24 protein-coding genes and 1 tRNA gene are annotated in these 26896 nt (G+C 66.7%); 10 read left to right on the top strand and 15 right to left on the bottom strand.

The window, feature by feature from the left end; all coding sequences use genetic code 11:
• From hflK to rpiA, 3 genes are read right to left on the bottom strand one after another with little or no spacing between them, the layout of a single operon-like run.
• Entirely contained in the window at positions 1-1200 is a 1200-nt protein-coding gene (hflK, locus tag RSW2DRAFT_RS07315; protein WP_008029540.1) for an FtsH protease activity modulator HflK, read from the bottom strand.
• A gap of 54 nt (positions 1201-1254) precedes the next feature.
• A complete protein-coding gene (gene gor, locus RSW2DRAFT_RS07310) occupies positions 1255-2610 on the bottom strand; it encodes a glutathione-disulfide reductase (RefSeq protein WP_008029539.1) in 1356 nt (451 codons plus the stop codon).
• Between the two features lie 4 nt (positions 2611-2614).
• Entirely contained in the window at positions 2615-3403 is a 789-nt protein-coding gene (gene rpiA, locus RSW2DRAFT_RS07305; RefSeq protein ID WP_008029537.1) for a ribose-5-phosphate isomerase RpiA, read from the bottom strand.
• Positions 3404-3580: 177 nt separating this feature from the next.
• Between rpiA and RSW2DRAFT_RS07300 the strand changes: the two genes are divergently transcribed.
• The 6 genes from RSW2DRAFT_RS07300 (at position 3581) to RSW2DRAFT_RS07275 (ending at position 9277) form a co-directional block, all read left to right on the top strand.
• Positions 3581-4033, top strand: coding sequence for a DUF2267 domain-containing protein (locus tag RSW2DRAFT_RS07300; protein ID WP_008029536.1), 453 nt, complete (start codon positions 3581-3583; stop codon positions 4031-4033).
• A gap of 147 nt (positions 4034-4180) precedes the next feature.
• Entirely contained in the window at positions 4181-4867 is a 687-nt protein-coding gene (locus RSW2DRAFT_RS07295) for a glutathione S-transferase family protein (protein ID WP_008029534.1), read from the top strand.
• 44 nt (positions 4868-4911) lie between these two features.
• Positions 4912-6291 carry an L-serine ammonia-lyase gene (locus RSW2DRAFT_RS07290; protein WP_008029531.1) on the top strand — a complete coding sequence of 460 codons (1380 nt, stop codon included), beginning with the start codon at positions 4912-4914 and terminating at the stop codon, positions 6289-6291.
• Between the two features lie 29 nt (positions 6292-6320).
• On the top strand, positions 6321-7058 hold the full coding sequence (locus tag RSW2DRAFT_RS18265) for a helix-turn-helix transcriptional regulator (RefSeq protein ID WP_008029529.1): 738 nt from the start codon (positions 6321-6323) through the stop codon (positions 7056-7058).
• 282 nt (positions 7059-7340) lie between these two features.
• Complete coding sequence (locus tag RSW2DRAFT_RS07280; protein WP_008029528.1) at positions 7341-8069, top strand: hypothetical protein; 729 nt, start codon at positions 7341-7343, stop codon at positions 8067-8069.
• A gap of 299 nt (positions 8070-8368) precedes the next feature.
• Positions 8369-9277: a GSCFA domain-containing protein gene (locus RSW2DRAFT_RS07275; protein WP_198008078.1), complete on the top strand. Its 909-nt coding sequence runs from the start codon at positions 8369-8371 to the stop codon at positions 9275-9277.
• A 227-nt stretch (positions 9278-9504) separates the two neighbouring features.
• On the opposite strand, the gene RSW2DRAFT_RS07270 is transcribed toward RSW2DRAFT_RS07275, so the two are convergent.
• From RSW2DRAFT_RS07270 to RSW2DRAFT_RS07250, 5 genes are all read right to left on the bottom strand, one after another.
• On the bottom strand, positions 9505-11148 hold the full coding sequence (locus RSW2DRAFT_RS07270) for a CTP synthase (protein WP_008029526.1): 1644 nt from the start codon (positions 11146-11148) through the stop codon (positions 9505-9507).
• Between the two features lie 165 nt (positions 11149-11313).
• Positions 11314-11820: a preprotein translocase subunit SecG gene (gene secG, locus RSW2DRAFT_RS07265; RefSeq protein ID WP_008029525.1), complete on the bottom strand. Its 507-nt coding sequence runs from the start codon at positions 11818-11820 to the stop codon at positions 11314-11316.
• 155 nt (positions 11821-11975) lie between these two features.
• The gene (locus RSW2DRAFT_RS07260) at positions 11976-12719 is read right to left on the bottom strand and encodes a hypothetical protein (protein ID WP_008029524.1); all 744 of its coding nucleotides are present in this window, start codon (positions 12717-12719) and stop codon (positions 11976-11978) included.
• Positions 12716-13093: a VOC family protein gene (locus RSW2DRAFT_RS07255; protein ID WP_008029523.1), complete on the bottom strand. Its 378-nt coding sequence runs from the start codon at positions 13091-13093 to the stop codon at positions 12716-12718. Before RSW2DRAFT_RS07255 ends, RSW2DRAFT_RS07260 begins: the two co-directional genes overlap by 4 nt.
• 3 nt (positions 13094-13096) lie before the next feature.
• The gene (locus tag RSW2DRAFT_RS07250; protein ID WP_008029522.1) at positions 13097-13492 is read right to left on the bottom strand and encodes a DUF6524 family protein; all 396 of its coding nucleotides are present in this window, start codon (positions 13490-13492) and stop codon (positions 13097-13099) included.
• 153 nt (positions 13493-13645) lie between these two features.
• Between RSW2DRAFT_RS07250 and RSW2DRAFT_RS07245 the strand changes: the two genes are divergently transcribed.
• Both RSW2DRAFT_RS07245 and RSW2DRAFT_RS07240 read left to right on the top strand, forming a co-directional pair.
• Positions 13646-14938, top strand: coding sequence for an adenylosuccinate synthase (locus RSW2DRAFT_RS07245; protein WP_008029521.1), 1293 nt, complete (start codon positions 13646-13648; stop codon positions 14936-14938).
• 102 nt (positions 14939-15040) lie between these two features.
• Positions 15041-15292, top strand: coding sequence for a DUF2842 domain-containing protein (locus RSW2DRAFT_RS07240; RefSeq protein WP_008029520.1), 252 nt, complete (start codon positions 15041-15043; stop codon positions 15290-15292).
• A 17-nt stretch (positions 15293-15309) separates the two neighbouring features.
• On the opposite strand, the gene RSW2DRAFT_RS18260 is transcribed toward RSW2DRAFT_RS07240, so the two are convergent.
• Entirely contained in the window at positions 15310-17670 is a 2361-nt protein-coding gene (locus tag RSW2DRAFT_RS18260) for a hypothetical protein (RefSeq protein WP_008029518.1), read from the bottom strand.
• Positions 17671-17808: 138 nt separating this feature from the next.
• Here RSW2DRAFT_RS18260 and RSW2DRAFT_RS07230 point away from each other — a divergent pair, with 138 nt between their 5' ends.
• Together RSW2DRAFT_RS07230 and RSW2DRAFT_RS07225 are read left to right on the top strand one after the other, a co-directional pair.
• The gene (locus tag RSW2DRAFT_RS07230) at positions 17809-18492 is read left to right on the top strand and encodes a thiamine diphosphokinase (protein ID WP_008029516.1); all 684 of its coding nucleotides are present in this window, start codon (positions 17809-17811) and stop codon (positions 18490-18492) included.
• Positions 18493-18672: 180 nt separating this feature from the next.
• Positions 18673-20043, top strand: coding sequence for a polysaccharide pyruvyl transferase family protein (locus RSW2DRAFT_RS07225; RefSeq protein ID WP_008029515.1), 1371 nt, complete (start codon positions 18673-18675; stop codon positions 20041-20043).
• Between the two features lie 280 nt (positions 20044-20323).
• Here the strand turns inward: RSW2DRAFT_RS07225 and RSW2DRAFT_RS07220 are convergent.
• The 6 genes from RSW2DRAFT_RS07220 to RSW2DRAFT_RS07195 form a co-directional block, all read right to left on the bottom strand.
• Positions 20324-20398 (bottom strand) — tRNA-Glu (locus tag RSW2DRAFT_RS07220).
• 73 nt (positions 20399-20471) lie between these two features.
• Positions 20472-22217 (bottom strand): single-stranded-DNA-specific exonuclease RecJ, encoded by a 1746-nt coding sequence (gene recJ / locus RSW2DRAFT_RS07215; protein ID WP_008029513.1) that lies wholly within the window; start codon positions 22215-22217, stop codon positions 20472-20474.
• A 176-nt stretch (positions 22218-22393) separates the two neighbouring features.
• Positions 22394-23359, bottom strand: a complete 966-nt coding sequence (gene glpX / locus RSW2DRAFT_RS07210) for a class II fructose-bisphosphatase (RefSeq protein ID WP_008029512.1) — start codon at positions 23357-23359, stop codon at positions 22394-22396.
• Between the two features lie 82 nt (positions 23360-23441).
• Positions 23442-24728, bottom strand: coding sequence for a homoserine dehydrogenase (locus RSW2DRAFT_RS07205; RefSeq protein WP_008029511.1), 1287 nt, complete (start codon positions 24726-24728; stop codon positions 23442-23444).
• Between the two features lie 92 nt (positions 24729-24820).
• Positions 24821-25108: a hypothetical protein gene (locus RSW2DRAFT_RS07200; RefSeq protein ID WP_008029509.1), complete on the bottom strand. Its 288-nt coding sequence runs from the start codon at positions 25106-25108 to the stop codon at positions 24821-24823.
• A 120-nt stretch (positions 25109-25228) separates the two neighbouring features.
• Positions 25229-26785, bottom strand: a complete 1557-nt coding sequence (locus RSW2DRAFT_RS07195) for a trimethylamine methyltransferase family protein (protein WP_008029507.1) — start codon at positions 26783-26785, stop codon at positions 25229-25231.
• Positions 26786-26896 lie beyond the last annotated feature (111 nt).

Raw genomic sequence — 26896 nt, 5'->3', positions numbered from 1 at the left:
TCAGTTGCTCCCCACGGTGGCCGCAGCGGCAGGCGCCATGCGGTTCAGCTCGTTCAGCGGCAGGAACGGCACGACGCCCTGCCCCGCAGCCCCGCCCGAGACGCCATCAAGGATCACCTTGTTCATGTCACCCAGCACTTTTTCCATGGTTTCCAGATACATCCGCCGCCGCGTCACCTCGGGTGCCTTGATGTATTCCTCATAGACCGCCTCAAAGCGGCTGGCCTCGCCCTCGGCGTTGTTGACCACCTCGGCGCGATAGGCCTCGGCCTGTTCGGTCAGCCGTGCCGCCTCGCCGCGTGCGCCTGCCGTCACCTGGTTGGCATAGGCATCGGCCTGCTTTTCCAGCTTGTCGCGTTCCTGCTGTGCCGCCTGCACTTCGCGGAAACTGTCGATCACCTCGCGCGGCGGGTCGGCGCGGTCAAAGTTCACCCGCACCACGGCTATGCCCGACTGATAGCTGTCCAGCGTGCCCTGAATGGCGGTGCGCAGGTCCGAGGCGATGACGCCGCGGTCGCGGTTCAGCACCGGCGACAGTTCGGAACGGGCGATGATGTCACGCATGGCACTTTCCGCCACGGCACGGATCGTGTCGGTGGGGTCGGCCAGGTTGAACAGGAATTTCGCCGGGTCCGAGACGTTCCAGACCACCTGAAACTCGATATCGACGATGTTCTGGTCGCGGGTCAGCATCAGCCCGGTGTCGGTGTCGCCGTTGCGGCCGGTGCCGATGTCGGTCTGCCGCTCGCCGGTCACCTGCACGATTTCGGCCTTGGTGAACGGCCAGGCGGCGAAGTTCAGGCCCGGATTGCCCACTGCCGAAAACTTGCCCAGAAACAGCTCGACCGAGCGTTCCTCGGGCTTGACGGTGTAGAAAGAGGCGAAAGACCACAGGCCCGCAGCCGCCAGCAGGCCCAAAAGCAGCCCCTTGCGGGTGAACAGCGGGGCCATCGGGCTACCGCCCGTGCCGCCGCCGCCGCCATTGCCGATGCGGCCACGCCCGCCCATCAGCACGCGCAACTGCTCCTGGCCCTTTTTCATGATCTGGTCGATCTCGGGGATCTGCGGCCCCTCGCCGCCCGAGGGCTTGCGCCCGCCCCGCCCGTCGTTGCCCCGCCCATCATTGCCCCGGTTATCGCGGCCCTCGCGGTCATCGCCGCCATTGCCACCGCTGCCCCAAGGCCCGCCACTACCTGCCATCAAAACTGTTCCTTATATTCCGTCATGTGCTAACTGGTCATTCCGCCGCGAATTTCAAGATTTCCGCACCGGATTGCGCATGGTCACCAATTCCTCGGCCAGCGTCGGATGCACCGCCACCGTGCGGTCGAAATCGTCCTTGGTGGCGCCCATCTTGATCGCCACAGCGGCCAACTGGATCATCTCTGCCGCGCCCGGACCGACGATATGGCAGCCCAGAACCTTGCCAGTTGCCTGCGAAACGATCAGCTTGGTCAGCGCCTTGTCGGGACGCCCGGCCAACAAGCTCTGCATCGGGCGAAAGCTGGCGGCGTAAACCTCGATCGGCTCCTGCGCCGCAGCGACTTCCTCGGTCAGCCCCACGGTGCCGAACTCGGGCCGGGTGAAAACCGCACTGGCCACCAGATCGTGATCGGCCTGCCAGGGCTGGCCCTTGAACACGGTGTCGGCAAAGGCATGGCCCTCGCGGATCGCCACCGGGGTCAGGTTGACCCGGTCGGTCACATCGCCCACCGCAAAGATCGAGGGCACCGCGGTCTGGCTGTAGCCATCGACCTGCACCGCCCCCGAAGGTGCCATTTGCACCCCCAGCGCCGCCAAGCCCAGCCCGGCGGTGTTGGGCACCCGGCCAGTGGCATAAAGCACCAGATCGACCTCGCAGGTGCCATGCCCGGTCTGCACCAGAAGGCCGCCCGGCCCCTGTTCCAGCCCCAGCACATCGGTATCGGTGCGGATGTCGATGCCGCTGGCCGCCATCGCCGCCGCCACCATATCCCGCGCCTCGTTGTCAAACCCGCGCAGGATCTGCGGGCCGCGATAGCATTGCGTGACCTTGACCCCCAGCCCGTTCAGGATACCGGCGAATTCCGAGGCGATATAGCCGCCGCCCACCACCAGCGCCCTTTTCGGCAGTTCCGGCAGATCGAAGATCTCGTTCGAGGTGACCGCCAGCTCCGCCCCCGGAATGTCGGGGATGAACGGCCGCCCGCCAGTGGCGATCAGGATATGCCGCGCGGTAAAGCGTTGCCCGGTGGCCAGCCGCACCACATGCGGTTCCTCCACCACGGCGCGGGCGTCATGCACCACCACCCCGGCGCGTTGCAGGTTGCCCCGGTAGGCCGCCTCCAGCCGGTCCAGTTCCGCCCGTAGCGCGGTGCGGAACCGCAGCCAGTCAAACCCGCCCGCCGTCACCTCCCAGCCGTAAGCCCGGGCATCGGCGATGGCATCGGGGTAGCTGGAAGCATAGACCATCAGCTTTTTCGGCACGCAGCCGCGGATGACGCAGGTGCCGCCCATCCGGCTTTCCTCGGCCAGCGCCACCTTCGCCCCGCCCTCGGCTGCAGCGATGCGCGCCGCCCGCACGCCACCCGAGCCGCCGCCGATGACGAACAGATCATAGTCGAATGCCATGCAATCAGTCCCCGAGATCGGCGAAGATGTTGTCGGAGGCGGCAAATTCCACCCGCTCGTCGGAACTGGAACCGGCGTTGATGTCGCGCACCGTGACGCGACCATCGCCATTGCCGATCACCACGATGTCGCAGATGTCGATGAACAGCCCGTTCTCCACCACGCCGGGGATCTGGTTCAACACCAGCGCCAGTTGCCGCGGGTTGCCGATGCGCTTCAGATGCAGATCGACGATGTAATTGGCCTCGTCGGTCAGCAGCGGCCGGTCGCCGTTCATCCGCAAAGTGCAGTCGCGGTTCAGCACGTCCATGCTGACCAGGGTTTCCTCCAGCAGCGCCTTGGTGGTCTGCCAGCCGAACGGGATCACCTCGACCGGCAAGGGGAAGGCGCCAAGGCAGCCGACTTCCTTGGCGGCATCGGCGATCACGATCATCTGGTCCGAGGCCGTGGCCACGATCTTTTCCTGCAACAGTGCCGCCCCGCCACCCTTGATCAGGTTCAGGTTGGGGTCGATCTCGTCGGCGCCGTCGATGGTGAGATCCAGCCACTTCGCCTCGTCCAGCGACATGATCGGCACGCCCAAGGACCGCGCCAGTTCCGCCGTGCGGCTGGAGGTCGGCACCCCGGTGACCCGCAAGCCTTCCTCGCGGATGCGTTCGGCCAGGCAGCGCACCATCCAGGCCGCGGTCGAGCCGGTGCCAAGCCCCAGCTTCATGCCGGTTTCGACGAATTCGACGGCGCGTTTGGCGGCCACGAATTTGGCCTTGTCGATGGGCGAAAGCTCGGCGGGCATGGGGGTCTCCTGTGGCTGCACCTTGCTTATAGGCAAAGGCGGGCAGGCGTGCGAGCAGGAATTGCACCCGGCGGTGGGGGGCGGGAGCCAAAATTCTTGCAAGAATTTTGCCAAGAGTTTTACTTAAAACTCTTGGGCGCGGGTTCCGTCGCGCGCGATTGTTGAAAGGCTGTATGGATGCCGATGCCCTACACCTACCGCCACGCCAGCACCGAGTTTGCGGCCTTTCTGGCAGCGGCCCGCGACGGGCTGAACCTGAGCAGCGACAATGCCACCTACACCGCCACCGATGCGGTGTTCCAGGTGTTCCGCCGCCGTCTGTCGGTGCCGCAGGCCCTGGCCTTCGCCGATGTGCTGCCTTGCGTGCTGCGGGCAATCTTTCTGGCGCATTGGGATGTGTCGGCGCTGGTGCTGCCGTTCGCCGACCGTGCCGCCCTGACCGCCGAGGCGCAGGCGGTGCGGCCGCATCACAATCTGACGCCCGGCAACTGCATCGAGGCTGTGGCGCGGGCGGTGCGCGGGCAGGTGTTGGCGCTGGATCTGGACCGGGTGCTGGCAACGCTTCCCGAGGGGGCGGTGGAATTCTGGGCGGTGCCGGGGGTGGGTAGCGGCGATCTGCGGTTTCCTTGAAGCAGCGGTATGGCGGGGCGGGCGGACGCTCCGCGGGGGATATTTGTTCAGAGGTGAATGTGGGGCGGCGTTTCGGGTGGGGAAATGTCGCTTTCTGGTAGGGCGCGGGCCGGGACTTGCGGGATAGTGGGGCAAAGGAGAGCCGCGATGTTGGTTTTGCACTATGCGCCGGACAATGCCTCGCTGATCGTGCGGCTGGCGCTGGAGGAGGCGGGGGCGCCATATCGGGCGGCCTTGGTGGACCGCGAAGTGCGGGCGCAGGACAGTGCGGCTTACCGGCGGCTGAACCCGGTCGGGTTGATCCCGGCTTTGGAAACCTCGCAGGGGGTGGTGTTCGAGACCGGGGCGATCTTGTTGTGGCTGGCGGACCGGTTTGGCGGCGGTTTGGGGGTGGCGCCGGATGCGGAGGCGCGCGGCGATTTTCTGAAGTGGTTGTTCTTTCTGTCCAACACCGCGCATGCGGATTTGCGACAGTTGTTCTATCCCGAAAACTATGTGCCCGAAGGTGCCGAGGCAGGGCATCACGACATCATCGTGGCGCGGATGCTGCGGCATTTCGGGTTACTTGACGTGGCGGTGGCGGCGGACCCTGCGTTATTCGCGGCGCCCTCGGTGCTGAGCGCTTATCTTGCGGTGTTGATGCGTTGGGCGGTGTTGTATCCCGAGGGGCAGCGGCGTTGGTTCCGCGTCACCGATTTCCCGGCCCTCGCCGCTTTGGCCCGTGATCTTGAGGCGCGACCGGCGGCGTTGCGGGCGGCCCTTGCCGAAGGGCTTGGCCGCACTCCATTCAGTGAACCCGATCCTGCCTGCCCATCCGAGGGCAGCGCCCTGTAAGCCCGCCTGCCCTTCGGGGGGCGGCGCATTGTTAGAAAGCCGCGATGTTCCTTTCCGTTTTCGACATGTTCAAGATCGGCGTCGGCCCGTCCTCCAGCCATACCATGGGGCCGATGGTGGCGGCGGCGCGGTTTCTGGCAACCCTGCGCGCCAGCCCGTTTCACGCGGCAGGGCTGCGGGCCAGCCTGCATGGCAGCCTCGCCTTCACCGGGGTGGGGCACGCGACCGACCGCGCCACCATTCTCGGCTTGGCCGGGTTCGAGCCTGCCACTTATGACGCCGAGGCGGCCGAGGCGGCGCTGGTAGCGATCCGCACCAGCCGGACCATCCAGCCGCCCGGCCTGCCGGCGCTGCGCTTTGACCCGGCGGCGGACCTGCTGTTCGATTTCGGCCCCGCCCTGCCCGGCCATGCCAATGGCATGATCCTGCGTGCCACCGATGCGCAGGGCGACGTGATCCTGCAGGAAACCTATTACTCCATCGGTGGTGGCTTCGTGCTGACCGCCGCCGAGCTGATCGAGGCGCGGGGGGCCAAGGCCAACGCCCCTGCCGCCGTGCCCTATCCGTTCGAGACCGCCGAGGCGATGCTGCGGATGGCGGCGGCCTCGGGGCTTTCCATCGCCGCGATGAAGCGGGCCAACGAGTTGAAATTCCACTCTGCCGCCGATCTGGACCGCGGCATGGAACGGATCTGGGCGGTGATGCGCGACTGCATCGACCGTGGCATGGCGGGCAGCGGCATCCTGCCCGGTGGGCTGAAGGTGCGCCGCCGGGCGCGTGGCATCCACGAGGCGCTGCTGGCCGAGCGCGGGCTGAACATGACCGCGCCGCACACCATCAACGACTGGATGAGCCTTTATGCCATGGCGGTGAACGAGGAAAACGCCGCCGGGGGTCAGGTGGTGACGGCGCCGACCAATGGCGCGGCGGGCGTGGTGCCGGCGGTGATCCGCTATTATCTGGACCATGTGCCGGGGGCGTCTGCCAGCCGGGTGGGTGAGTTTTTGCTGACCGCGGCGGCCATCGGCGGCATCGTCAAGCACAACGCCTCGATTTCCGGTGCGGAATGTGGCTGTCAGGCCGAGGTCGGCTCGGCGGCCGCCATGGCTGCGGCGGGGTTGGCTGCGGTGCTGGGGGGCACCCCCGCGCAGGTGGAAAACGCCGCCGAGATCGCGCTGGAGCATCATCTGGGCATGACCTGCGACCCGGTGCGCGGTCTGGTGCAGGTGCCCTGCATCGAGCGCAACGGCCTGGGGGCCATCAAGGCGATCTCTGCCGCCAGTCTGGCGTTGCGTGGCGACGGCGTGCATCTGGTCAGTCTGGATGCCTGTATCGAGACCATGCGGCAGACCGGCCACGACATGCACGAGAAATACAAGGAAACCTCGCTGGGTGGCTTGGCGGTGAACGTGCCGAACTGCTAACCTGCACCCTTGTGGGTGGAGGGTGTGTGATGCAGGCGGAACTGGTCGGATTGTCGGAAGGCCTGCGTGCCGCCACCTCGACGGACCGGTTATGGCAACTGGGTCTGGACGCCCTCGCGCGTTACGGCGTCACCGGAATCTGCTATGCCGTGACCACCTCGCGCCGGGCAGCGCTGGCCAGTGACCTGACCGAGTTCGATTTCGCCGTCTTCCGCTATCCCGGAGCCCCGTTCAACGAATTCCTGCAAAAACAGGGTTTCCGCAACGACCTGACAGTGCGCCGGGTGGTGCAAAGCGGCCTGACGACGGTCTGGCATGACGAGTCGCTATGGGACAATGCCGAGCCTGAAGAACGGCGCCGCGCGCTGGCCGAGCAGGAGATGGGCTTTCGCATCGGCGTCACCACCACCTGCAGTTTCGAACCGGGCTGCGTGTCCGGCATCGGCATGACCATGCACCAGATGCCGGCGGAAACCTTCACCCGGCACTGGTCGGACCATGGCCCGAAGTTGCAGGCGATCACGGCGCTGCTGGATGCGCAAGTGCGCCGCGATCACCTGCCGATGCTGATCGGGCTGACACCGCGCGAGGTGGATTGCCTGAGTTGGCTTGCCGCCGGGCTGCGCCCCGACCAGATCGCCGAGACGCTGGGCATCGGCTATCGCACGGTGGACAAATACATCGTCTCGGCCCGCGGCAAACTGCGGGCGCGCACCCGCGATCAGGCAGTGGCCAAGGCGCTGACGCTGCGGCTGATCGACCCCTAGGCTGCGGCGTTCGGTCACTGGGGAAACCTCCCCAATTGTTCGCTTGTGCAGGTTCACTATGGTCGCCTTGCGGTGGGCGCTGTTTGCGGCACTGATCGCGCGTAACGAGTGAACCGGCGGCACCCCTCGCCGCCGGAGCCCGGCGCGGCAAGCGGTTTTGCCGCGCCCCAGCCCGGCTTGCCAGCCCGGCTTGAATATCGCTGACCCAGCCGATAGCATCCGCATCGCGAATACGCCTTGGTGCGAAAGTTGCTGTGCATATGCGACAGCTGGAGACCTGCAATGCCCGAACGCAAGCGCCGCATGTTTCCCCGCTGGCCGCGGTTCGGCGGGCCTGATCTGCACGGAAAGTCGGTGATCCTCATTGGTCCGGCAGCGACAGTGACCGAGGAACTTGAGGGGGTCGATCTTGCCGAATTCGACTTCGTGGCCCGCATGAACAACTCGATCAACACGCCGATCACCTATCGCGGTGCGCCCTATTTCACCCATAACCTTTACATCCGCAATCAGCAGCCGAACTCGGCCAAGTCGCTGGCGGGGCGTCTGGACCAGACAAGCGCCGAACGCTGTGGCACCCGCGTGGTGGTGTTCGTGCTGTCGCATTGGCACGAAATCCTGCGGCTTGTGCGAAAGGTGGTCGGCATCTGGCGCATGGGTCTGGATGTCGAGATTTACGTGCTGGGCCCGGGCCTTGTGCGCCGGGCCGCCGCCTCGATCACACCGGTCAAGCCGACGCTGGGCTTTGTCACCCTGCGCTATCTGCTGGAGGCCAATCCGAAACGCTTGCATGTGGTCGGGTTCACCTTCTTCACCACGAAATACATCGACGCCTACAATGATCGGGTCAAGGTTGATGCCGACGCGCTGGCGTGGTCAAGACGCAACGGCAAGCACAACCCCGAGGTGGAACGCCTCACTTTCCGGCGGCAATATGAAGACGCCGTGGCGGCGGGAAAGCCCGTGACGCTTGGTGCCGGGGTCTTGCGCGCGCTTTACGGGAATGGCTGACGGCAGGACGCCCGCGCGCCCTGTCGCCCGGCTGTGCCGACCGCCGCTGCCGTCTTTGCATTGACCGCCACCATGGTCTTGGCCATACTTGTAGAGGTCCGCCCGAAGAGGTAATGCGCCCCCGGCTTCGAGCATCGGATCATGCACGGCAATGTGCTGCGACGTTGCCGTGAAAGTGGCGCTGAAAGACCCGAGAAAGGTGTAGTTGGACGGCAATGAAGGGTATTTTCCGAAAGTTATTCAAACACAAGGGCGGAAGCCGCTTCATTGTCCAACCCGGTGACAAGCAGCGCGAGAACATGGTGTACTACGAGATGAGCGGCGAGACGCGCCGCGCCCATCGTTCCTGGTATCGCGGCAAGCACACCAATTTCCACCCTGTCCGCGCCAGCCTGGCCGAACCCGATGCCTTCGCAAATCATGTCGGCAAGGGCTGGTTGCCGCCCGCGCCGTTCATTGACAAGAACACCTATATCGCCGCGTTCGGCAGTTGTTTTGCCGCCCATGTCACCAAGTTTCTGGCCAAGGAAGGCTACAACGTCTTCGGTCGCAACCTGCGGATCGACTCGCACATCGTGCGCTCGGGCGAAGGCATCGTGAACACCGCCGCCCTGCGCCAGCAATTCGAATGGGCCCTGGCCGGGGCTGCCGCGGCTGCCGGCCAGTGGCACGACAAGGCCGGCGTCGAGCTTGAGGTCTCGGAAACGGTTCGCAAGGAAACCCACCGCATCTTTGAAGAAACCGAGGTCTTCATCCTGACCCTCGGTCTTTCGGAAATCTGGTACGACAAGGAAACCGGCGCGCCGTTCTGGAAAGGCGTCCCGAAAGACAGCTTTGACGACACCCGTCACGGCTTCCGCGTGATCGGCGTGGCCGAGAATCTGGAAAATCTGGAACGGGTGCGCGAGTTGATCCGCGCCCACCGCCCAGAGGCAACAATCGTGCTGACACTGTCACCGGTGCCGCTTGCCGCCACCTTCCGCCCCGTCTCCTGCATCACCGCCAACGCCGTATCGAAGGCCAGCCTGCGCATGGCAATCGACGAGTTGATGCGTGCCCACGAGGACGACGAACGCCTGTTCTACTTCCCGTCCTACGAGATGATCACGGCCTTCCTGCCCGATCCCTACGAGGACGATCTGCGCCATCCAAAGCCTGCCGCGGTCAACGAGGTGATGCGCGCCTTTCAGGCAGCCTATCTTCGGTAGGTCAGGACTGGCGCGTCACGACCTGATCTGAACCCGCGCACAGGCCCAGGATCACGCAACGGCCATGGGCGGCCCCCCCAGCGCCCGAACCCGGGAACGGGCGGCATCTGGCCTGCACCGACACCGGAATTGGCTGCGAGCGAGGCATCAAATGACAGTCGTATCCAGATAAAGCAGTCGTCCTGGCGCGGCGGTGCCAGGGTCGGGCACCCGCCGCAGGTTCAGGGTCAGACCAACCGCGCCCCTTCGACCGCCGCCCGCACGAAATCGGCAAACAGCGGATGCGGCGCGAAGGGCTTGCTTTTCAGCTCGGGGTGGAACTGCACGCCGATGAACCACGGGTGGTCGCGGACCTCGACGATCTCGGGCAGGCGGCCGTCGGGGCTCATGCCCGAGAAGATCAGGCCACAGGCCTCCAGTTGCGCGCGATACTGGATATCGACCTCGTAGCGGTGGCGGTGGCGTTCCTCGATCTGGGTGCTGCCGTAGATCTGCGCCACCTTCGAGCCGGGCAGCAGGTTGGCGGTATAGGCGCCCAGCCGCATGGTGCCGCCCTTGTCGTCGCCCTGTTTGCGCGCCACCACATGGTTGCCCTGCACCCATTCCTTCAGGTGGTAAACCACGGGCACGAAACGCTTCTTGCCGGTTTCGTGGTCGAACTCCTCGGAACCGGCGGTGGTGATGCCCGCCAGGTTCCGCGCCGCCTCGATCACCGCCATCTGCATGCCGAGGCAGATGCCCAGGTAGGGGATGCGCTTTTCGCGGGCGTATTGCGCGGCCTTGATCTTGCCCTCGGTGCCGCGCTCGCCAAAGCCGCCGGGCACCAGAATGGCGTGGAACGGCTCCAGATAGGGCGCGGGGTCTTCGCGTTCGAAGATTTCGGCGTCGATCCATTCGGCGCGCACCCGGGTGCGGTTGGCCATGCCGCCATGGGTCAGGGCTTCTGCGATGGATTTGTAGGCGTCTTCCAACTGGGTGTATTTGCCGACGATCGCCACCCGCACCTCGCCCTCGGCATGGGTCAGGCGGTCCATCACGTCGGTCCAGCGCTCGAGGTTGGGCCGGGGCGCGGGCGAGATGCCGAATGCGTCCAGCACCGCCTGATCAAGCCCGGCGCGGTGATAGGCCAGCGGCGCCTCGTAGATGGTTTTCAGGTCATAGGCCGGGATCACCGCTTCCTTGCGGACGTTGCAGAACAGGGCGATCTTGGCGATTTCCTTTTCCGGGATCGGGTGTTCCGACCGGCAGACCAGCACATCGGGTTGCAGGCCGATCGAGCGCAGTTCCTTGACCGAATGTTGCGTCGGCTTGGTTTTCAGCTCGCCCGAGGCCGCAAGGTAGGGCAGCAGCGTCAGGTGCATGAAGATGCATTGGCCACGCGGGCGGTCCTGGCCGAACTGGCGGATCGCCTCGAAGAATGGCAGGCCCTCGATATCGCCCACCGTGCCGCCGATCTCGCACAGCATGAAATCGACCTCTGAATCCCCGATCTTCAGGAAGTCCTTGATTTCGTTGGTGACGTGCGGAATCACCTGGATGGTCTTGCCCAGATAGTCGCCGCGGCGTTCCTTTTCCAGCACGTTGGAATAGATCCGCCCCGAGGACACGCTATCGGTCTTGCGCGCCGAAACGCCGGTGAAGCGTTCATAGTGGCCAAGGTCAAGGTCGGTCTCGGCGCCATCGTCGGTGACGAACACCTCGCCATGCTCGAACGGGCTCATGGTGCCGGGATCGACGTTCAGGTAGGGGTCCAGCTTGCGCAGCCGCACCGAGAAGCCGCGGGCCTGCAACAGTGCGCCCAGGGCCGCCGAGGCCAGCCCCTTGCCAAGCGAGGAAACCACGCCGCCGGTGATGAAAACGTAACGTGCCATGCGGAAGGAACCCCCGTGAAACTCTGGTTAATCGGCTGTGATTCGCCTGTCGGGAATCGCAGCATCACGGGAATTGAGAGATAGCCGAAAGTCAGGCAATACGCAACCGGACCGCAAGATGCTGTCAAAACCCGGGCTGGGCGGACAAAGGATAGTGGTCGCGGCCTAGTTGCTGGGGGCTACGGGTGCCGCCGGTGCAACCGGATCGACCACGGGTGCCGGTGCTTCGGCGGCCGGTGCTTCGGCGGCCGGTGCTTCGGCGGCCGGGGCGTCGGCGGCCGGGGCGTCGGCGGCCGGGGCGTCGGTTGCGGCCGGGGCGTCGGCCCTTGGCGGGGTCAACGGCGCATCGGTCGGCGCAGGGGGCAACAGGCTGCCGCCACCCAGCGGCGCGTCGGGCGCCTTCGGCGCCGGAGCGGTGCCGCCGATCTGGTCGATCACCGAAGAGCCGGCCGAGTTCTTGGCGGCAATGATGGTCAGCGCCACCGAGGTGCCGATGAAGGCCACGGCAAAGATCCAGGTCAGCCGGGTCAGCGCCGTTGCCGCCGCCCGCCCCGACATCGCGCCGCCACCGCCGCCCATGCCCAGACCGCCGCCCTCCGAGCGTTGCAGCAGCACCACGCCGATCAGCAAAAGCGCCAGGATCAGGTGGACGGTAAGGACGACGTTTTCCATGGCGCGGGCTTTCAGGATGTTGCCGGGCCTATCTAGGCGGATGTGCTGCCGCCCGCAAGGGCTTCGATCCTTGGCGGGACCGGTGCCGACCCGGCGGGTGCGCTGCCAGCCCCGAGGCGAGACATCAGGCCGCACCATGCCTGGCCCGGCCTTGGTCAGCGCCGTGCCAGCCCCGGCAGGCTGGGCAGGTTTTCCGGCAGACCCGCCAGCCCGCCATGGCCGTCAAGCCAGATCAGCATGGCACAGGCCGCTTCGGCATAAATCGCGGTATCGGCCCCGGCGCGGCGGCTCCAGTCGTGCGGGCTGGCGGGCAGGTCCGGCCGCGGCTGGGCGGTGCAGCGTTGCGCAGGCGTGGACCCCGGGCGCAGATAGCGCGGGTCATCCGACAGGATCACCGCCAGCCCCTCGTTGACCCAGGCGGGCAAACCGCCGGTGATCACCCGGGTCGTGGCGTTGCGCTGTGCCAGCACCACATGCGCCAACTCGTGGGTCACAATGATGCGGCTTTGGCCGCGCGGCGCCAGCCGCACCACCGAGCCGAGCCTGGTGGACAGGGTTTCCGCCAGCGCGCCGCTTGCCCCCGGACGCCCGCCCAGACGGCGGTTGCAAGCCTCGGTGGCGCAGGCCAGCAGCCGCGCCCGCGGCCCGGCATCGTGGAACACCGCCCCCAGATGCGCCCGCGCCGCCGTCACATCAGCGATCAGCCGGGCGCGGTCCTCCGGCGTCATGCTGCGTTCGACATAAAGCCCCGGGGCGGCGCGTTGCAGCCCATAGCAGCCGGGGCAGACCGCCGCCGTCAGCGCCGGATAGGCCCGAACGCCCGTCAGCAACGCCGCCAGCAGCATCAGGCTCAGGGCAAGGACGGCAGGCACCACCGACCACAGACGCGCCGGGGTCATGCGGCCCCGCAGACCGCCGACAGCTTGTTGCCATCGGGATCGCGCAGATAGGCGGCGTAGAAATCGGGCCCGTAGGGGCGCAGACCCGGCGCGCCTTCATCAAACCCGCCCTGCGCCAGCCCGGCGGCATGAAAATCATCCACCGCCGCCCGGCTGGGGGCGGTCAACGCGGGCATCGAGCCGTTGCCTGCGGTGGCGGGCTTGCCATCGAACGGCCGGGTGATCCACAGCCGCGCCATCCCGCCCGGCGGCCCATAGCCCGCCTCGCCCGCCTCGGTCACAAGGCGGCAAAGACCCAGCGGCGCCAGTGCGGCATCGTAGAACCGGATGGCGCGGGGCAGATCGTTGGTGCCAAGGGTGATGTAGCGGATCACCGCCTAATCCTCGACATCATCCACCGAGGCCTGCCCCGACAGCCGCTGCCGCACGATGCTCCACGACAAGCCCACCCCCAGCACCAGCGACAGCGCCAGCAGCCCCAGCCAGACGTTCTGATCCCGGTTGTCGAGCGCCAGCACGCCCCAGTCGATCAGCACCCAGATCGACAGCCCGAAGATGGCCACGATCAGCAGCATGCCGAACCGGCCGATCGAGCGGATGGTGGCCTCGAAGTAGATCAGGAACCCCACGAACAGCAAAAGCCCCAGCAGCAGGGTCAGCGGCAACTGGTCGGCGTAATGCGTGCCAGCCCAGCGGATGAAATTCCACTGGGTCGGGTTGAAGGTGGCGGCCAGCAGCAGATACGCCCCCAGCCAGCGCAGCAAGATCCCCATGTGCCCCTCCGGCGTTTTGCCTGTGGTGCATCAGCTTTGCGCCCCTGTCCAGTGGATGCGACGGCCGGGCGGCGATTTAGCTGTTTCGCAAGGCGGCAGCCACGGCTATACCGGCGCGGGTTGAACGCCGGGAACAAGCCGAAAGGATCAAGCATGGCCAACGTCGTTGTCGTGGGGGCCCAGTGGGGCGACGAGGGTAAGGGCAAGATCGTCGATTGGCTGTCCGAACGCGCCGACGTGATCGCGCGGTTCCAGGGCGGGCATAACGCCGGGCACACGCTGGTGATCGACGGCGTGGTTTACAAGCTGTCGCTGCTGCCTTCGGGCATCGTGCGCGGTGGCAAGCTTTCGGTGATCGGCAATGGCGTGGTGCTGGACCCCTGGGCGCTGCTGTCCGAGATCGAAAAGCTGCGCGGCCAGGGTGTCGATGTGAACCCCGACAACCTGATCATCGCCGAGAACACGCCGCTGATCCTGCCGGTGCATGGCGAACTGGACCGGGCGCGCGAGGCGCAGGTGGGTGTGGCCAAGATCGGCACCACTGGTCGCGGCATCGGCCCGGCCTATGAGGACAAGGTGGGCCGCCGCACCGTGCGGGTGGCCGATCTGGCCGATGAGGCCACGCTCGATCTGCGGCTGGACCGCTTGCTGGCGCATCACGACGCTCTGCGCCGTGGGCTGGGGCTGGAACCGGTGGACCGCGCGGCGCTGAAAACCGCGTTGCTGGAAGTGGCACCGAAGGTGCTGCCCTATGCCAAGCCGGTGTGGAAGATTTTGAACGAGGCGCGGCGGGCCGGAAAGCGCATCCTGTTCGAGGGCGCACAAGGCTCGCTGCTGGATGTCGATTTCGGCACCTATCCGTTTGTCACCTCGTCCAACACCCTGGCGGGGATGGCGGCCACCGGCACCGGGCTGGGGCCGACGGCGATCGACTTCGTGCTGGGCATCGTGAAGGCCTATACCACCCGCGTGGGCGAAGGCCCGTTCCCGGCCGAACTGTTCGACGCCGATGGCGACCGGCTGGGTGCGCGGGGGCATGAGTTTGGCACCGTGACCGGGCGCAAGCGGCGTTGCGGCTGGTTTGACGCGGTGCTGGTGCGGCAGACCTGCGCCACCTCGGGCGTCACCGGGATCGCGCTGACCAAGCTGGACGTGCTGGACGGGTTCGAGACCTTGAAAATCTGCGTCGGCTACATGCTGGACGGGGTGCGGCTGGACTATCTGCCCACCGCCGCTGATCAGCAGGCCCGGGTGACGCCGATCTACGAGGAAATGCCGGGCTGGTCGGAAACCACCGCCGGAGCGCGCAGCTGGGCCGACCTGCCGGGGGCTGCGATCAAATACGTCCGCCGGATCGAGGAGTTGATCCAGTGCCCGGTGGCGATGCTGTCCACCTCGCCCGAGCGCGAGGATACCATTCTGGTCACCGACCCCTTCGTTGACTGATCCAAACCGCCGCTCATCCGCCTTTACGGGCGTCTTCGCTGGAGCCGTTCAGCGCAGACGCCCGGGCGGGCGGATAAGCGGCCCGCACAGAAAGCCCTGCCGATGAGCCTCAGCTATGCCGCCCGCCGAAAGCTGTCGCTGTTGATCCTGCTGGTCGGGCTGCCGCTTTATGTGGTGGCCTCGGTGACGGTGGTGAACTGGCTGGACCGCCCGCCGTTCTGGGCGGAACTGCTGGTCTATGTCGGGCTTGGCATCGTCTGGGTGCTGCCGTTCCGCGCGGTGTTTCGCGGCGTTGGCCAGCCCGACCCCGATGCGGCAAAGCAAAAGGCAGAGGGCAACGACCCCTCTGCCTGATCTGCCTTGCAGTTGCCTCAGCCCAGCAGCTTGCGGGCTTCGGCCAGATAGTGCGAGCTTTCCGCCAGCGCGAACTGGCCGCGCTTGATCTTGGTGATCTTGCCCGAGCGCAGCAGGATGCCGAAGCCGCGCAGGCTGTCTTCCCGGCTGTAGCTGGCGTCGGGGTCAACCGCGCTGATCTGGCGGATCAGGTGCGGGCGGCTGAAATGCGGCCGCCCCTGCACGCAGGCGGTATAGGCGGCGGCGGCTTCCAGCAGCGCCGGCAGGCCCTGCGCCCCCAGACGTTCGGCAAATTCGGCAAAGCCCTTGGTGTCGGTAAAGATATTGGCCTCGGCCTCGGCGTCTTCTTCGGTCAGGTCGTCGTCGATCATCTCTTGCTGCAGGGCAAGGTTGGAACCAGCGCTGACCCGACGCGGCCGCACTGGGGCAATGCCTGCGTCATTGGCGGCCTGCGGTGCGGCCAGGGCTTCGGGTTTGCGGTCGATGCGTTGTTCCGACACCAGAACCAGCGGTGCCGGACGTTCGCCGGTGACCGCCGTCGCGGCCGGGCGCACCAGCCGCCCGAGGTCGCTGCGATAGGGGTCCATGCGGGCGTCTTCGGACTGCGCCGGGGCACCACCGGCACGGCGGTCGGCGATGGTGGCGATCACCGCCGCTTTCAGATGCGCGATGGCCGACAGGCGGCGGCGGTTTTCCGGGCCTGCCATTTCGGTATTGGTCTGCGCGATCAGCCGGTTGACGGCGGCATCACTGGCGGTTTCGTCCAACTGGTCGGCGGGGGCCGCGGGACGCACCGGCCGCACCGGCGACACCGGACGGGCTGGCAACACAGGACGGGCTGGTACCACCGGCGCCAGGTCGCGTTCCAGTTCCGCGAGTTCGCGTTGCAGATCGGCCTCGGCCTCGGCCGACAGGGTGGCGGCGTCGGCTGCGGCTTCGGGCGCGGGGTGTTGCGCGGGTGCAGCGGCTTCAGCGACGCGCGCTGCCGGTTCGGCGCGGCGGATCTTGATCACCCGGGCGCGGGCGCGCTGGGCCTTTTCCGAGATCTCGGGTTTGGCATCCTCCACCGGGGCGGCAGGGACTGCGGCTTCGGCGGGGCCGGCATCAAGGGCGGCCAGATCTTCCATATCCTCGGCGGCGATGGCTTCGTCCATGGCTTCGACCGGGGCAGTTTCCGCAGCAAGCGCATCTTCGCCGGGCAGCAGGTCGGCGGCCAGATCGACGGTCGTCACATCCTGCGCCACCACCAGATCGGCGCTGTGGTCGATGCCGTTTTCGGGGTTCAGATCGGGCAGATCGGGGCCAAGATCGTCGGGAGCATAGGCTTCGGCGTCCAGATCGTCAGCGTCCAGATCGTCAGCGTCCAGATCATCCCGGTCGGCATCAGTCCAGCTTTCGTCCGGCCAGTTGCCTTCGGGCATATCGTCTTCCGGCCAATCGGCATCGGCCAGATCACCGGCGAATTCGGCGGGGGCCTCGGCTTCGGCCAGGGCATCGCCGCTGGTCTGCGCAGGCGCCATCAGCACACCAAGGCTGGCCAGCAGGGCGGCGTCATCGTCGGCAGCGGTGGGCGCAGCCTCAACTTCCACAGCCATCGGAGCGGCCTCGGCAGGCAGATCGGCAAGCGCGGGCAAGGCCTCGGCAACCTCGGGGTCTGCTTCGGCCAAGGCTTCGACCTCGGCGGGCACTTCTGCGGCGAACTCCTCGGGCAGCGCCTCGTCGGCGGCCAGCATGTCCTGCAACTGGGCGGCGTCTTCTTCCGGCAGCGCAACCGGCGTGGCCTTCAGATCATCCAGCGCAAAGCCGCCGTCTGCGAAATCGGCGGGTTCAGCGATGTCGGCGGCGTGCTGGTCTTCGCTATAGTCGGTTTCCGGGGCAGCCACGGCGGCGGGGGTGGCCTGGGCCACAGCATTGCGGATGCGCAAAAGCTTGGCGGCCACACTGTCGGCAATCGCGGTTTCCGTCGCAGTCGGCTGCGGATCAGCGAGGGTCGGCGCCGGCATGATTGGCGGCAGGGCGGTCTGCGTCGGCGGTGCCTCGAAGACCGGGGTTTGCGGCGCAGCCAGACCCGGTTGAACCCCCAGCCCGGCCCGCGGCACCGGTGGCGCTTCGGGGGCCAGATCGTCCCCGGCGCGCAGGATCACGCCATTGTCCTGAATCTTGGCCTCGACCCGGCGGTGAATCTCGCGCTCGGCGATCTTGTGCAGCATCGCGGCGTCGGGCGTCGGCGGCTCTGCCCCGAAGTAGCGGTCTTCGGCAGCGAGGTCACGGAAATACTCGGCGATGGCCTTCATCGTGTTGAAGGGGTCGTCAAACCCCTCCAGGGTGCACGAAAAAGTGCCATAGGACACCGTAAGGATTTTACTGGCTCCGATCATCGGATGCTCGCCTTCTACAAACTCTGGCCTTCAGATGACCCCTGATTGTGTTCAATTCCATGGACAGATAGGGGTAATTTGAAGGATTGATTATGTCCCGCGGCCCGGCACTTTGCCTTAATTGAGAACAGTATCCGCATGAATCACCCGATTGTCGAATCTTCTGAGGGGGTGACGCTGCTGGCGGGCGGACCTTTGCGGCGGCGCGATCTGGCGCTGGCGCTGGCGCGGGCACCAAGGCTGGTGGCGGCGGATGGCGGGGCAGACCGGGCGCTGGCGGTGGGGCGGCGGCCCGAGGCGGTGATCGGTGACATGGACAGCCTGACGCCGCAGGGCCGGGCGGCGCTGGCGGGGCGGCTGCACGAGGTGCCGGAACAGGAGAGCACCGATTTCGACAAGGCGCTGCGCAGCATTGCGGCCCCCTTCGTGCTGGCCTTGGGCGTGGCGGGCGGACGGATCGACCATGAGCTTGCGGTGCTGAACGTGCTGGCGCGCCGTCCCGACCGGGTGTGCCTGTTGATCGGGCCGGAAGATGTGGTGTTTCACGCACCCGCCACGGTGACGCTGGCCTTGCGGCCCGGCGACCGGCTGTCGCTGTTTCCGCTGGCGCCGGTGACCGGCGAAAGCGACGGGCTGCGCTGGCCGATCAAGGGGCTGCGCTTTGCGCCGGGCGGGGTGATCGGCACCTCGAACGAAGTGACCGACGGGCAGGTGCGCCTGCGCTTCGACGCGCCGGGGATGCTGGTGCTGCTGCCCAAGGCGCGGCTGGACGCGGCGCTGGAGGCGCTGGTGCCGGGTTGGCGCAAGGCTGCCAAGCACTGACCGCTTGCGGTGGATGGGCAACCCGCGCGGGATTTGCGGATTGTCCGGTCGTTTCCTGCCGTGCACAGCGGCGCAGCGGCTTTGGCCTCATTGAGGGGTCAGCGGCGACCTGATATGCAGAAGCCTGATCGTCGCCGTGCGGCCAGAGCTTCCCGCCAGTGACAGCAACAAGGGTGCAAGATGAAAGCGGTTATCCTGAATTTCACTGGTGGCCGCGAAAACTGGGGATGCCAAGCCACCAGTTGGGGGCTGCATGGCTTCCTGATCCGTCATCTTTCGCCATTGGGCTTGCGGGATCTTTCGGTCGTGCCCTACCCGCCACGCCACTGGATCGACAACGTGATCGAGCGCAAGCACAAGGCCCGGATTGCGGCGATCCAGACGGCTGCTGCCCCAACTGAAGATGATCTGCGCTTTCTGGAAAAGCTCGCAGCCAGGCGGTTCGGCGCGATGCTGAACCGGGTGCGGGACGCGGACGTGGTTTTCTTTCAGGGCGAAGGCACCATGGGCCCTTCAAGGCTGTTTGGGCGGTTGAACTTCTTCACCCTGCCGCTGCTTGCCCGCCACCTTTACGGCAAGCCGGTGTTCAGCCTCAACCAGTCCTTCGTGGTCGATGGTCCCGCAGCGGCGATCAAGGCCGGCACGATCTTCGGCAGCTTCGACATGGTGGCTCTGCGCGAATCCCGCTCGTATGCGCTGGCCCGGTCGCTGGGTCTTGACGCGGCACTTTTGTGCCCGGACATGGCCTTTGTGGCACCCGAGGCCGACAAGCCGCTGCCCGGACGTCCGATGAAGCCCGGCTATTTCTGCATTACCGGGTCGGCGGCACTGTCCAGATATGACATCGGGGCCTATCTGGCGGGCCTGAAACGCATCGCCGATGCGCAAGGGCTGAACCCGGTCTTTGTCTATTCCGCCGCCGGTGACCGCGCGCTTTACGACAGCGCCATCGCGGCCTGGGGGCCGGGATCGTGCGCGGTGATCTCGTCGCGCGAGGTGGCGGACTACCGGGGGCTGCTGCCGGTTCTGCGCGGGGCTGCCCTGGTGGTGGGCGGGCGCTATCACACGACAGTGGCGGCGCTTTCCCAGCACACGCCGGTCATTCCGACCGCCGGCAATTCCCACAAGTCCGAGGGGCTGTCGGCGCTTCTTGGAATGAATTTGACGGTCGTGGACCACGACCGGCCCGAGGCACTGGCCGCCCGGGCCAAGGAACTCCTGGCCGACCGCGACGCCACGCAAAGGCAGGTGGCTTCGGGAGTGGCGCGGGTGCGGACGCAGATCGACGGTTTCGGGGCCTATCTTGCGGCCGCAGTCAAGGCCCGGCTTGAAGGCAACCCGATGCCCCTGCCGCCGCCCGAGTTGCAGCCGATGCCCGAGGCCCAAAGCAGCACCGCCAGCAACGACGCGGTCTATCGCGGGCGCGGCGGCTCCGGTCTCAAGCGACGGCTCCACCCCACGGATGTCCTGCGCGCGGTCGAGGACATGCACCGACGCCTGTCGCTGCAGCATAACCTTGCCGTTTACGACGTGCCGACACAGCGGTTCTGAACCCGGGACGGGCCGCAAAACACCGCGACGCCACTGCGGCGGCAGATATGGCGCTTCGTGCCCTTGCTGAACCGAAGCGAGACGGCGCAGTTTCAGTTGGTCCCGTCAGAACGGGCCAGGCTTTTTGTGGTCGTCGCCGGAGCGCCGTTGGACGAGACAGGAAGAAACGGCAGTGAAGCACGGCCAAGAAACTCAACGCCAGCCGGCGGGAAAACGGCGGGCTGCGGAAACGGGTTTTCTTGAGTTTTTGTTCAACATCCAAAATTGAGATGTATCGAAGTGGCAGCCCGTAGGGGAGTCGAACCCCTCTTACCAGGTTGAAAACCTGGTGTCCTAACCGATAGACGAACGGGCCACACGTCGGTGCGGGGGTGTCTAATTCGGCAAGGGCTGACTCGCAAGAGGGAAATTGCGCAAAGCCGCTTTTGTCAGGCGCGGGCGGCGTCTTCCAGGCGCAGTTGCACCTTGTTGCGGCCGCCATAGCTGTTGATCTCCAGCCGCCCGGCGAGGTGGAACCGCGCGGCACCGGGGTTCTCCAGCATTGGTCCCAACGGGCCGTCGAAGGCGCCGAAGGCCACGGCTTCCAGTCTGGCGCCCAGCCCGTCGCTGAAGCTCAGCCGCAGGTGGCTTTCGCCCATCCGCCGGGCCGAAACCGCCTGATCGGCAAAGGCGAAACGCGGCGCGGGGCTGGCGGCACCGTAAGGCCCCGCCGCCTCCAGCTGCTCGACCAGCGCCATGGTCGCGGCACCGGGCATCAGCAAGCCGTCGATGCGCAGATCGGCGGGGCCGCCCTGCCCTGCCCCCTGCTTCGCCAGCAACGCGCCCAGCCGTTCCATCGCCGGTTCAAGCTGCGCGCGCGAAAGGCTTAGCCCCGCCGCCATCTTGTGACCCCCACCCCGGCCGATCAGGCCTTCCGAGGCCAGCCGCTGAATCGCCGCCCCCAGATCGACGCCCGAGACCGAACGCCCCGAGCCCTTGCCCTCGTCGCCGTCAAAGCCGATCACCACGGCGGGGCGGTTGGCGCCCTCTTTCAGCCGCGCCGCCACAATGCCGACGACGCCCGGATGCCACCCTTCGCCCGCCGCCCAGACCAAGGGGCCATCAAAGCCCCGCGCCTCGGCCTGCGCCAAAGCAGAAGCCCGCACCGCAGCCTCGATCTCGCGGCGTTCGGTGTTCAGCACGTCCAGCCGTTCTGCCAGCGCCGCCGCCTCGTGCGGGTCGTCGGTGGCAAGCAGCCGCGCGCCGAGGTCAGCCGCCCCGATCCGCCCGCCGGCATTGATCCGCGGCCCCAGCAGGAACCCCAGCGCATAGGGCGTCGGCGCCTGATCCATCCGCGCCACATCGGCCAGCGCCTTCAGCCCGATCCGTTCGCGCCGCGCCATCACCCGCAGGCCCTGCCGCACGAAGGCGCGGTTGACGCCCAACAGCGGCGCCACATCCGCCACTGTCGCCAGCGCCACCAGATCGAGCATCGCCATCAGGTCCGGCCCCGGCGTGCCCTCGGCCCGCAACTGCCGGTTGGCCTCGACCAGCAGCAGAAACACCACCGAGGCGGCGCAGAGATGGCCAAGACTGCCATCCTCGTCCTGCCGGTTGGGGTTGACCACGGCAAGGGCCGGCGGCAGGGTTTCTGCCCCCAGATGGTGGTCCAGCACCAGCACATCCGCCGCTTTCGCCGCAGCGATCGGCTCGTGCGAAAGCGTACCGCAATCGACGCAGATGATCACATCATGCGCCGCCGCAAGGGCCGCCATGGCGGGGGCGTTGGGGCCATAACCCTCGTCGATGCGATCGGGGATATACAGCGTCGCCCCCTGCCCCATGGCGCGCAGCCAGACCAGCAGCAACGCCGCCGAGGCGCCGCCGTCAACGTCATAATCGGCAAAGACCGCGATGCGCTGGCGCGCCTTCACCGCCTGCACGAACCGCGCCGCGGCCTTGCCCATGTCGCGCAACGACAGCGGGTCGGGCAGCAGATCGCGCAGGCTGGGGGCAAGATAGGCCGCCGCCTCGCCCGGCGCCACGCCGCGCTTGACCAGCGTGTGACACAGGGCCAGCGGCAGATGTGTGACCTGCGCCATCGCCTCGGCCAGCCGGTCCTGCTCGGTCCCAGGACCGACCCAGCGCCGACCGGTGGCCGAGGCCTCGACATTCAGGAACGCACGATTGGTCATGCCCCCAGATGCCGCAGCGCGGGCCGCTCTTCAAGCCCTTCCGGGGCTTTCATCGCTTTCTCCTTTGCGCAAATATCCCCGCCGGAGGCTCTTGCTTCCGACACAGACGCTCCGCGGGGGACATTTTTCCAGAGAAGAAAGCGAAGACGGCGGTCACGCCGGATGAGCGGCGGAAATCACTTCACCGGGCTGCGGTAGGTCATCCGCCGCACCGAGCCGGTTTTCGAGCGCATCAGCAGGGTTTCGGTGGTCACCCAGCCCGGTTCGCGCTGGATGCCGGCCAGAATAGAGCCTTGCGTGACGCCCGTGGCGGCAAAGATCACGTCCTTGGTCACCAACTCGTCGCGGCTATAGATCCGGCCCAGATCGGTGATCCCGGCCCGCCGTGCCCGCGCGCGTTCATCGTCGTTGCGGAACAGAAGCTGGCCATACATCTGCCCGCCCATGCATTTCAGCGCCGCTGCCGCCAGCACGCCTTCGGGTGCGCCGCCCGAGCCCATGTACATGTCGATGCCGGTCACTTCCGACTCGGCGCAATGGATGATCCCCGCCACGTCGCCATCGGTGATCAGCCGGATCGCCGCCCCGGTGGCGCGCACTTCGTCGATCAACGCCTCATGGCGCGGCCGTTCCAGAATACAAACGGTGATGTCCGATGCCTCGCAGCCCTTGGCCGCTGCCAGCGCCAGCACCCGCTCGGTCGGCGACATCGCCAGCGTCACCACGTCCTTGGCAAACCCCGGCCCGATCGCCAGCTTTTCCATGTAGACATCCGGCGCATGCAGCATCGAGCCGCGCGGCGCCATGGCGATCACCGTCAGGGCGTTGGGCATGTCCTTGGCGGTCAGCGTGGTGCCTTCCAGCGGGTCAAGTGCTATATCCACCGCCGGGCCATTACCGGTGCCGACCTCTTCACCGATGAACAGCATCGGCGCTTCATCGCGCTCGCCCTCGCCGATCACCACCACACCGGCGATGTCCAGCAGGTTCAACTGTTCGCGCATGGCGTTGACGGCGGCCTGATCGGCGGCCTTCTCGTCGCCATGGCCGATCAACCGGGCCGACGCCAGGGCTGCCGCTTCGGACACCCGCGCCAGGCCCAGAGACAGCATACGGTCGAGAAATTCCTTGGCGTCGGTCATGGGGCGTCCTTTGGGTGTGATGATTCGCCCCCCTCCTAACGCGCGCCCCCCCGTTGCCGCAAGGATGGTCGCGCTAACGGCGTCAGACTTCCTCGATGCGCAGCGCCACCGGCTGGCCCACCAGCACGCCGGTAGCAGCAAACAGGCCCATGGCATGATTGATATCGTCGCGGGTGGCCTTGTGGGTGACGATCAGCACCGGCGCCTGCGCGCCCTCGTGGCCATACTGCCGCATCCGGTCGATCGAGATCCCGGCCTCGCCCAGCGCCGTGGCGATCTTGGCCAGCGCACCGGGTTTGTCCAGCAGCACCATGCGCAGATACCAGGGCGCGGGGGTGGCGGTATGGGCGGCAATCGGGGTGGCAAGGCGGGTGGCGGGCACGCCGAAGGTCGGCATCCGTACGCCGCGGGCAAGGTCTATCACGTCGCCCATCACCGCACTTGCGGTTGGACCCATGCCCGCCCCCGGGCCGCGCAGCACGATCTGGCCCACCGAATCGCCCTCCAGCACCACCATGTTGGTGCCGCCCTGCAACTGGCCCAAGGGGTGACTGTCGGGCACCAGGCACGGCGTCATCCGCTGCTCCAGCCCGCGCCCGGTCATCTGCGCCACCCCCAGCAGCTTGATGCGGAAGCCCATGTCGGCGGCGTGGCGGATATCGTCGATGGAAATCGCACCGATGCCCTCCAGTTCCACCGCGTTGAAACTGACCTTGGTGCCAAAGGCGATGGCCGCCAGCAGCGACAGCTTGTGCCCGGCGTCGATGCCACCGACGTCCAGATTGGGGTCGGCTTCCAGATAGCCCAACTGCCGGGCTTCCTCGAACACCACATCGTAAGGCAGGCCCGCCGACTGCATCCGGGTCAGGATATAGTTGCAGGTGCCGTTCATCACCCCCATCACCCGGCGCATGGCGTTGCCGGCAAGGCCTTCGGTCAGCGCCTTGATCACCGGGATGCCGCCGGCCACCGCCGCCTCGAACCGGATCACCCGACCCGCGGCTTCGGCCGAAAGCGCCAGCGCATGGCCATGATGCGCCAGCAGCGCCTTGTTGGCGGTGACCACATCTTTTCCGGAAGCAATCGCCGCTTCGGTGGCCAGCCGCGCCGCCCCTTCCGATCCGCCCATCACCTCGATGAACACATCAATATCGTCGCGCCGCGCCAGAGCCACCGGGTCGGCCTCCCAAGCATAGCCCGACAGGTCGGCGTCGCGGTTGCGCGTGCGGTCACGGGCCGAGACGGCGGTGATCACGATGGGGCGACCGGCGCGGGCGGCGATCAGATCGGCATGGGCCTGCACGATCTTGACGACGCCGATGCCAACCGTGCCAAGACCGGCAAGACCAAGACGCAAGGGGGCAGCCATCACTGATCTCCAAACCTGTGCCCGCCACGGCGGCGGGCGTCGCCGCGGGTGTTAGCCGTTTGCGCCGCGGCTTGCAACGCGAGGATAAGCGGTCAGGCGGTGCCGCGGGCGATCACCGCGGCCAGATCGGCGCGGGTGGCGGGGTCTTTCACCGCCCCGCGCATCGCCGCCGCCCGCGCCCGCAACGCCGCGGCCCGGGCGGCGACCGAGGCGCCGATCTGCGGCGTGATCACCCCTGCATCGGCCTGCGCCACCAACTGATCCAGCGGCAGGATCACCGGCACAGGCCCCAAGGCCACCGGGCTTGGCCCAAGGTCGGGGGTCTGGCCGCAGGCGGCTAGGGTCAGGCTGCACAACAGGATGAGGCGGACAAACGGCATGGGCAACCTGCGAAAGGGTTGGCCGACCTTAGCCCCACGGCCCCTGCCCCGGCAAGGGCCAGCGCCTGTCAGGCAAAAGTGGAAAGCGGTTTTGCCGTCCGACAGGCGAAGAATCGCAAGCTAGAAGTCGGTTGGTGCGCCGCCCTCTTGCTTGCGCCGCGCGACGAAGCGTTGCAACTCCTCGCGGTGATCCTCGTTCATCGCGGGGGCCTCGAATTCCGCGATGATCTGTTTATACAGCCGGTGCGCCCGCTCCACCGTCCACACCGCGCCGTCGATCTGCCAGGCCTCGTAATTGCGCCAGTCCGACACCATCGGCGCATAGAAGGCCGTGGCATAGCGGTCCTGGGTGTGCTGGCAGCCGAAGTAATGCCCGCCGGGGCCGACCTCGCGGATGGCGTCCAGCGCGATGTCATCATCCGCCGTGGCGGTGATCGAAGGCTCGAAATAGCGCTGGATCATCTGCAGGATCTCGCAATCCATGATGAACTTTTCAGGCGAGGCGATCAGCCCGCCCTCCAGCCAGCCCGCCGCGTGATAGACCATGTTGGTCTGGCTTTGCACCGAGGCCCAGAGGCTGTTGGAGGTTTCCCACATCGCCTGCCCGTCGGGGATATTGGCGGCACAAACCCCCGAGGACCGCAGCGGCAGCTTGTAGAACCGCGCCAATTGCCCGGTCATCTGGGTGGCGCGCATGTATTCCGGGGTGCCGAAAGCCGGGGCGCCGGATTTCATGTCGACGTTCGAGGTGAAGGTGCCGATCATCACCGGGCAACCCGGCTTGATGTATTGCAGCAGGGCAATGGCGGAAAGCCCCTCGGCCAGGCTGAGTGCCACCGCCCCCGCCATCGTCACTGGCGCCATGGCGCCTGCCAGCGTGAACGGCGTCACCACCACCGGCTGCCCCCGCCGCGCCAGCCGCATCGCGCCATCCAGCATCGGGTAATCATGCTTCAGCGGCGAAACCGAGTTGATGTTGGTATACATCCGCGGTTTGGCATCAAACTCGGCGTGCGTCAGGCCACCGGCGATCCGCACCATCTCCATCACATCCTCGACCCGCTCGGCGCCAAGGCTGTAGGCATGCACCACCTTGTCGGTCAGCGTCAGCTTCTCATAAAGGCAGTCCAGATGCCGCACCGAAGGGTGGATGTCGATCGGCTCCACCGGATAGCCGCCAGCCACATGGATGCAGTTGAAATACTGCGTCAGCTTGATGAATTCCTTGAAGGTCTCGAAATCGCCCGACCGCTTGCCGCGCTCCATGTCCCAGGCGTTGGGCGGGCTGGAGACGTTGACGAACACCATGTGCCGACCACCCAGGATGATCTCGCGCTCCGGGTTGCGCGGGGTGATGGTGAATTGCGCGGGCGCGCGCGCCAGCATCGCCATCACGAAGGTCTCGTCCATCCGCACATTGGTGCCGTTGACGATGCAGCCCGCCTGTTTGAAAATCGCCACGGCATCGGGGTGCAGGATCTCGATGCCGATCTCGGACAGGATGCGCATCGCCCCGCGATGGATCGCCAGCACGCCATCGGCATCCAGCGGCTCGGTCGGGCGGTCGGTGTTGACCGGGATGCGCCAGGACATCTGGTCCAGCACCGCGGTTCCGGCGCGGGTCTTGTGCCCGGCCCGGCCACCAGAGCGGCGCTTGCGGTTGGTGTCGTCGTTCATCGCTGGCCCCTTGTCCGCCCCGGCGGTCTGCGCCCGGTTGGCTACAGGATGGACGAAAGGCCACGGCGTTGGACAGTTTGTGCGCGACGCAAAAGCGTCGTTTTTCGGGTG

This window comes from Rhodobacter ferrooxidans (assembly GCF_000176015.1).
GTDB classification, from domain to species: Bacteria; Pseudomonadota; Alphaproteobacteria; order Rhodobacterales; family Rhodobacteraceae; genus Pseudorhodobacter_B; species Pseudorhodobacter_B ferrooxidans.
The sequence above is the reverse complement of the archived record's forward strand: the minus strand, read 5'-3'. Positions and strand labels throughout refer to the sequence as shown.

Excerpts from the sequence above, each read along its gene's own strand:
- RSW2DRAFT_RS07250 (WP_008029522.1), bottom strand. The coding sequence starts at position 13,492 with ATGGGGATCTTGCTGCGCTGGCTGGGGGCGTATCTGCTGCTGGCCGCC.
- RSW2DRAFT_RS07245 (WP_008029521.1), top strand. The coding sequence starts at position 13,646 with ATGGCCAACGTCGTTGTCGTGGGGGCCCAGTGGGGCGACGAGGGTAAG.
- RSW2DRAFT_RS07275 (WP_198008078.1), top strand. The coding sequence starts at position 8,369 with ATGGTGTACTACGAGATGAGCGGCGAGACGCGCCGCGCCCATCGTTCC.
- RSW2DRAFT_RS07295 (WP_008029534.1), top strand. The coding sequence starts at position 4,181 with ATGTTGGTTTTGCACTATGCGCCGGACAATGCCTCGCTGATCGTGCGG.
- rpiA (WP_008029537.1), bottom strand. The coding sequence starts at position 3,403 with ATGCCCGCCGAGCTTTCGCCCATCGACAAGGCCAAATTCGTGGCCGCC.
- RSW2DRAFT_RS07205 (WP_008029511.1), bottom strand. The coding sequence starts at position 24,728 with ATGGCTGCCCCCTTGCGTCTTGGTCTTGCCGGTCTTGGCACGGTTGGC.
- RSW2DRAFT_RS07290 (WP_008029531.1), top strand. The coding sequence starts at position 4,912 with ATGTTCCTTTCCGTTTTCGACATGTTCAAGATCGGCGTCGGCCCGTCC.
- gor (WP_008029539.1), bottom strand. The coding sequence starts at position 2,610 with ATGGCATTCGACTATGATCTGTTCGTCATCGGCGGCGGCTCGGGTGGC.
- RSW2DRAFT_RS07270 (WP_008029526.1), bottom strand. The coding sequence starts at position 11,148 with ATGGCACGTTACGTTTTCATCACCGGCGGCGTGGTTTCCTCGCTTGGC.
- RSW2DRAFT_RS18260 (WP_008029518.1), bottom strand. The coding sequence starts at position 17,670 with ATGATCGGAGCCAGTAAAATCCTTACGGTGTCCTATGGCACTTTTTCG.
- RSW2DRAFT_RS07240 (WP_008029520.1), top strand. The coding sequence starts at position 15,041 with ATGAGCCTCAGCTATGCCGCCCGCCGAAAGCTGTCGCTGTTGATCCTG.
- RSW2DRAFT_RS07300 (WP_008029536.1), top strand. The coding sequence starts at position 3,581 with ATGCCGATGCCCTACACCTACCGCCACGCCAGCACCGAGTTTGCGGCC.
- RSW2DRAFT_RS07195 (WP_008029507.1), bottom strand. The coding sequence starts at position 26,785 with ATGAACGACGACACCAACCGCAAGCGCCGCTCTGGTGGCCGGGCCGGG.
- recJ (WP_008029513.1), bottom strand. The coding sequence starts at position 22,217 with ATGACCAATCGTGCGTTCCTGAATGTCGAGGCCTCGGCCACCGGTCGG.
- glpX (WP_008029512.1), bottom strand. The coding sequence starts at position 23,359 with ATGACCGACGCCAAGGAATTTCTCGACCGTATGCTGTCTCTGGGCCTG.
- RSW2DRAFT_RS07225 (WP_008029515.1), top strand. The coding sequence starts at position 18,673 with ATGAAAGCGGTTATCCTGAATTTCACTGGTGGCCGCGAAAACTGGGGA.
- RSW2DRAFT_RS07230 (WP_008029516.1), top strand. The coding sequence starts at position 17,809 with ATGAATCACCCGATTGTCGAATCTTCTGAGGGGGTGACGCTGCTGGCG.
- RSW2DRAFT_RS07260 (WP_008029524.1), bottom strand. The coding sequence starts at position 12,719 with ATGACCCCGGCGCGTCTGTGGTCGGTGGTGCCTGCCGTCCTTGCCCTG.
- hflK (WP_008029540.1), bottom strand. The coding sequence starts at position 1,200 with ATGGCAGGTAGTGGCGGGCCTTGGGGCAGCGGTGGCAATGGCGGCGAT.
- RSW2DRAFT_RS18265 (WP_008029529.1), top strand. The coding sequence starts at position 6,321 with ATGCAGGCGGAACTGGTCGGATTGTCGGAAGGCCTGCGTGCCGCCACC.
- secG (WP_008029525.1), bottom strand. The coding sequence starts at position 11,820 with ATGGAAAACGTCGTCCTTACCGTCCACCTGATCCTGGCGCTTTTGCTG.
- RSW2DRAFT_RS07200 (WP_008029509.1), bottom strand. The coding sequence starts at position 25,108 with ATGCCGTTTGTCCGCCTCATCCTGTTGTGCAGCCTGACCCTAGCCGCC.
- RSW2DRAFT_RS07280 (WP_008029528.1), top strand. The coding sequence starts at position 7,341 with ATGCCCGAACGCAAGCGCCGCATGTTTCCCCGCTGGCCGCGGTTCGGC.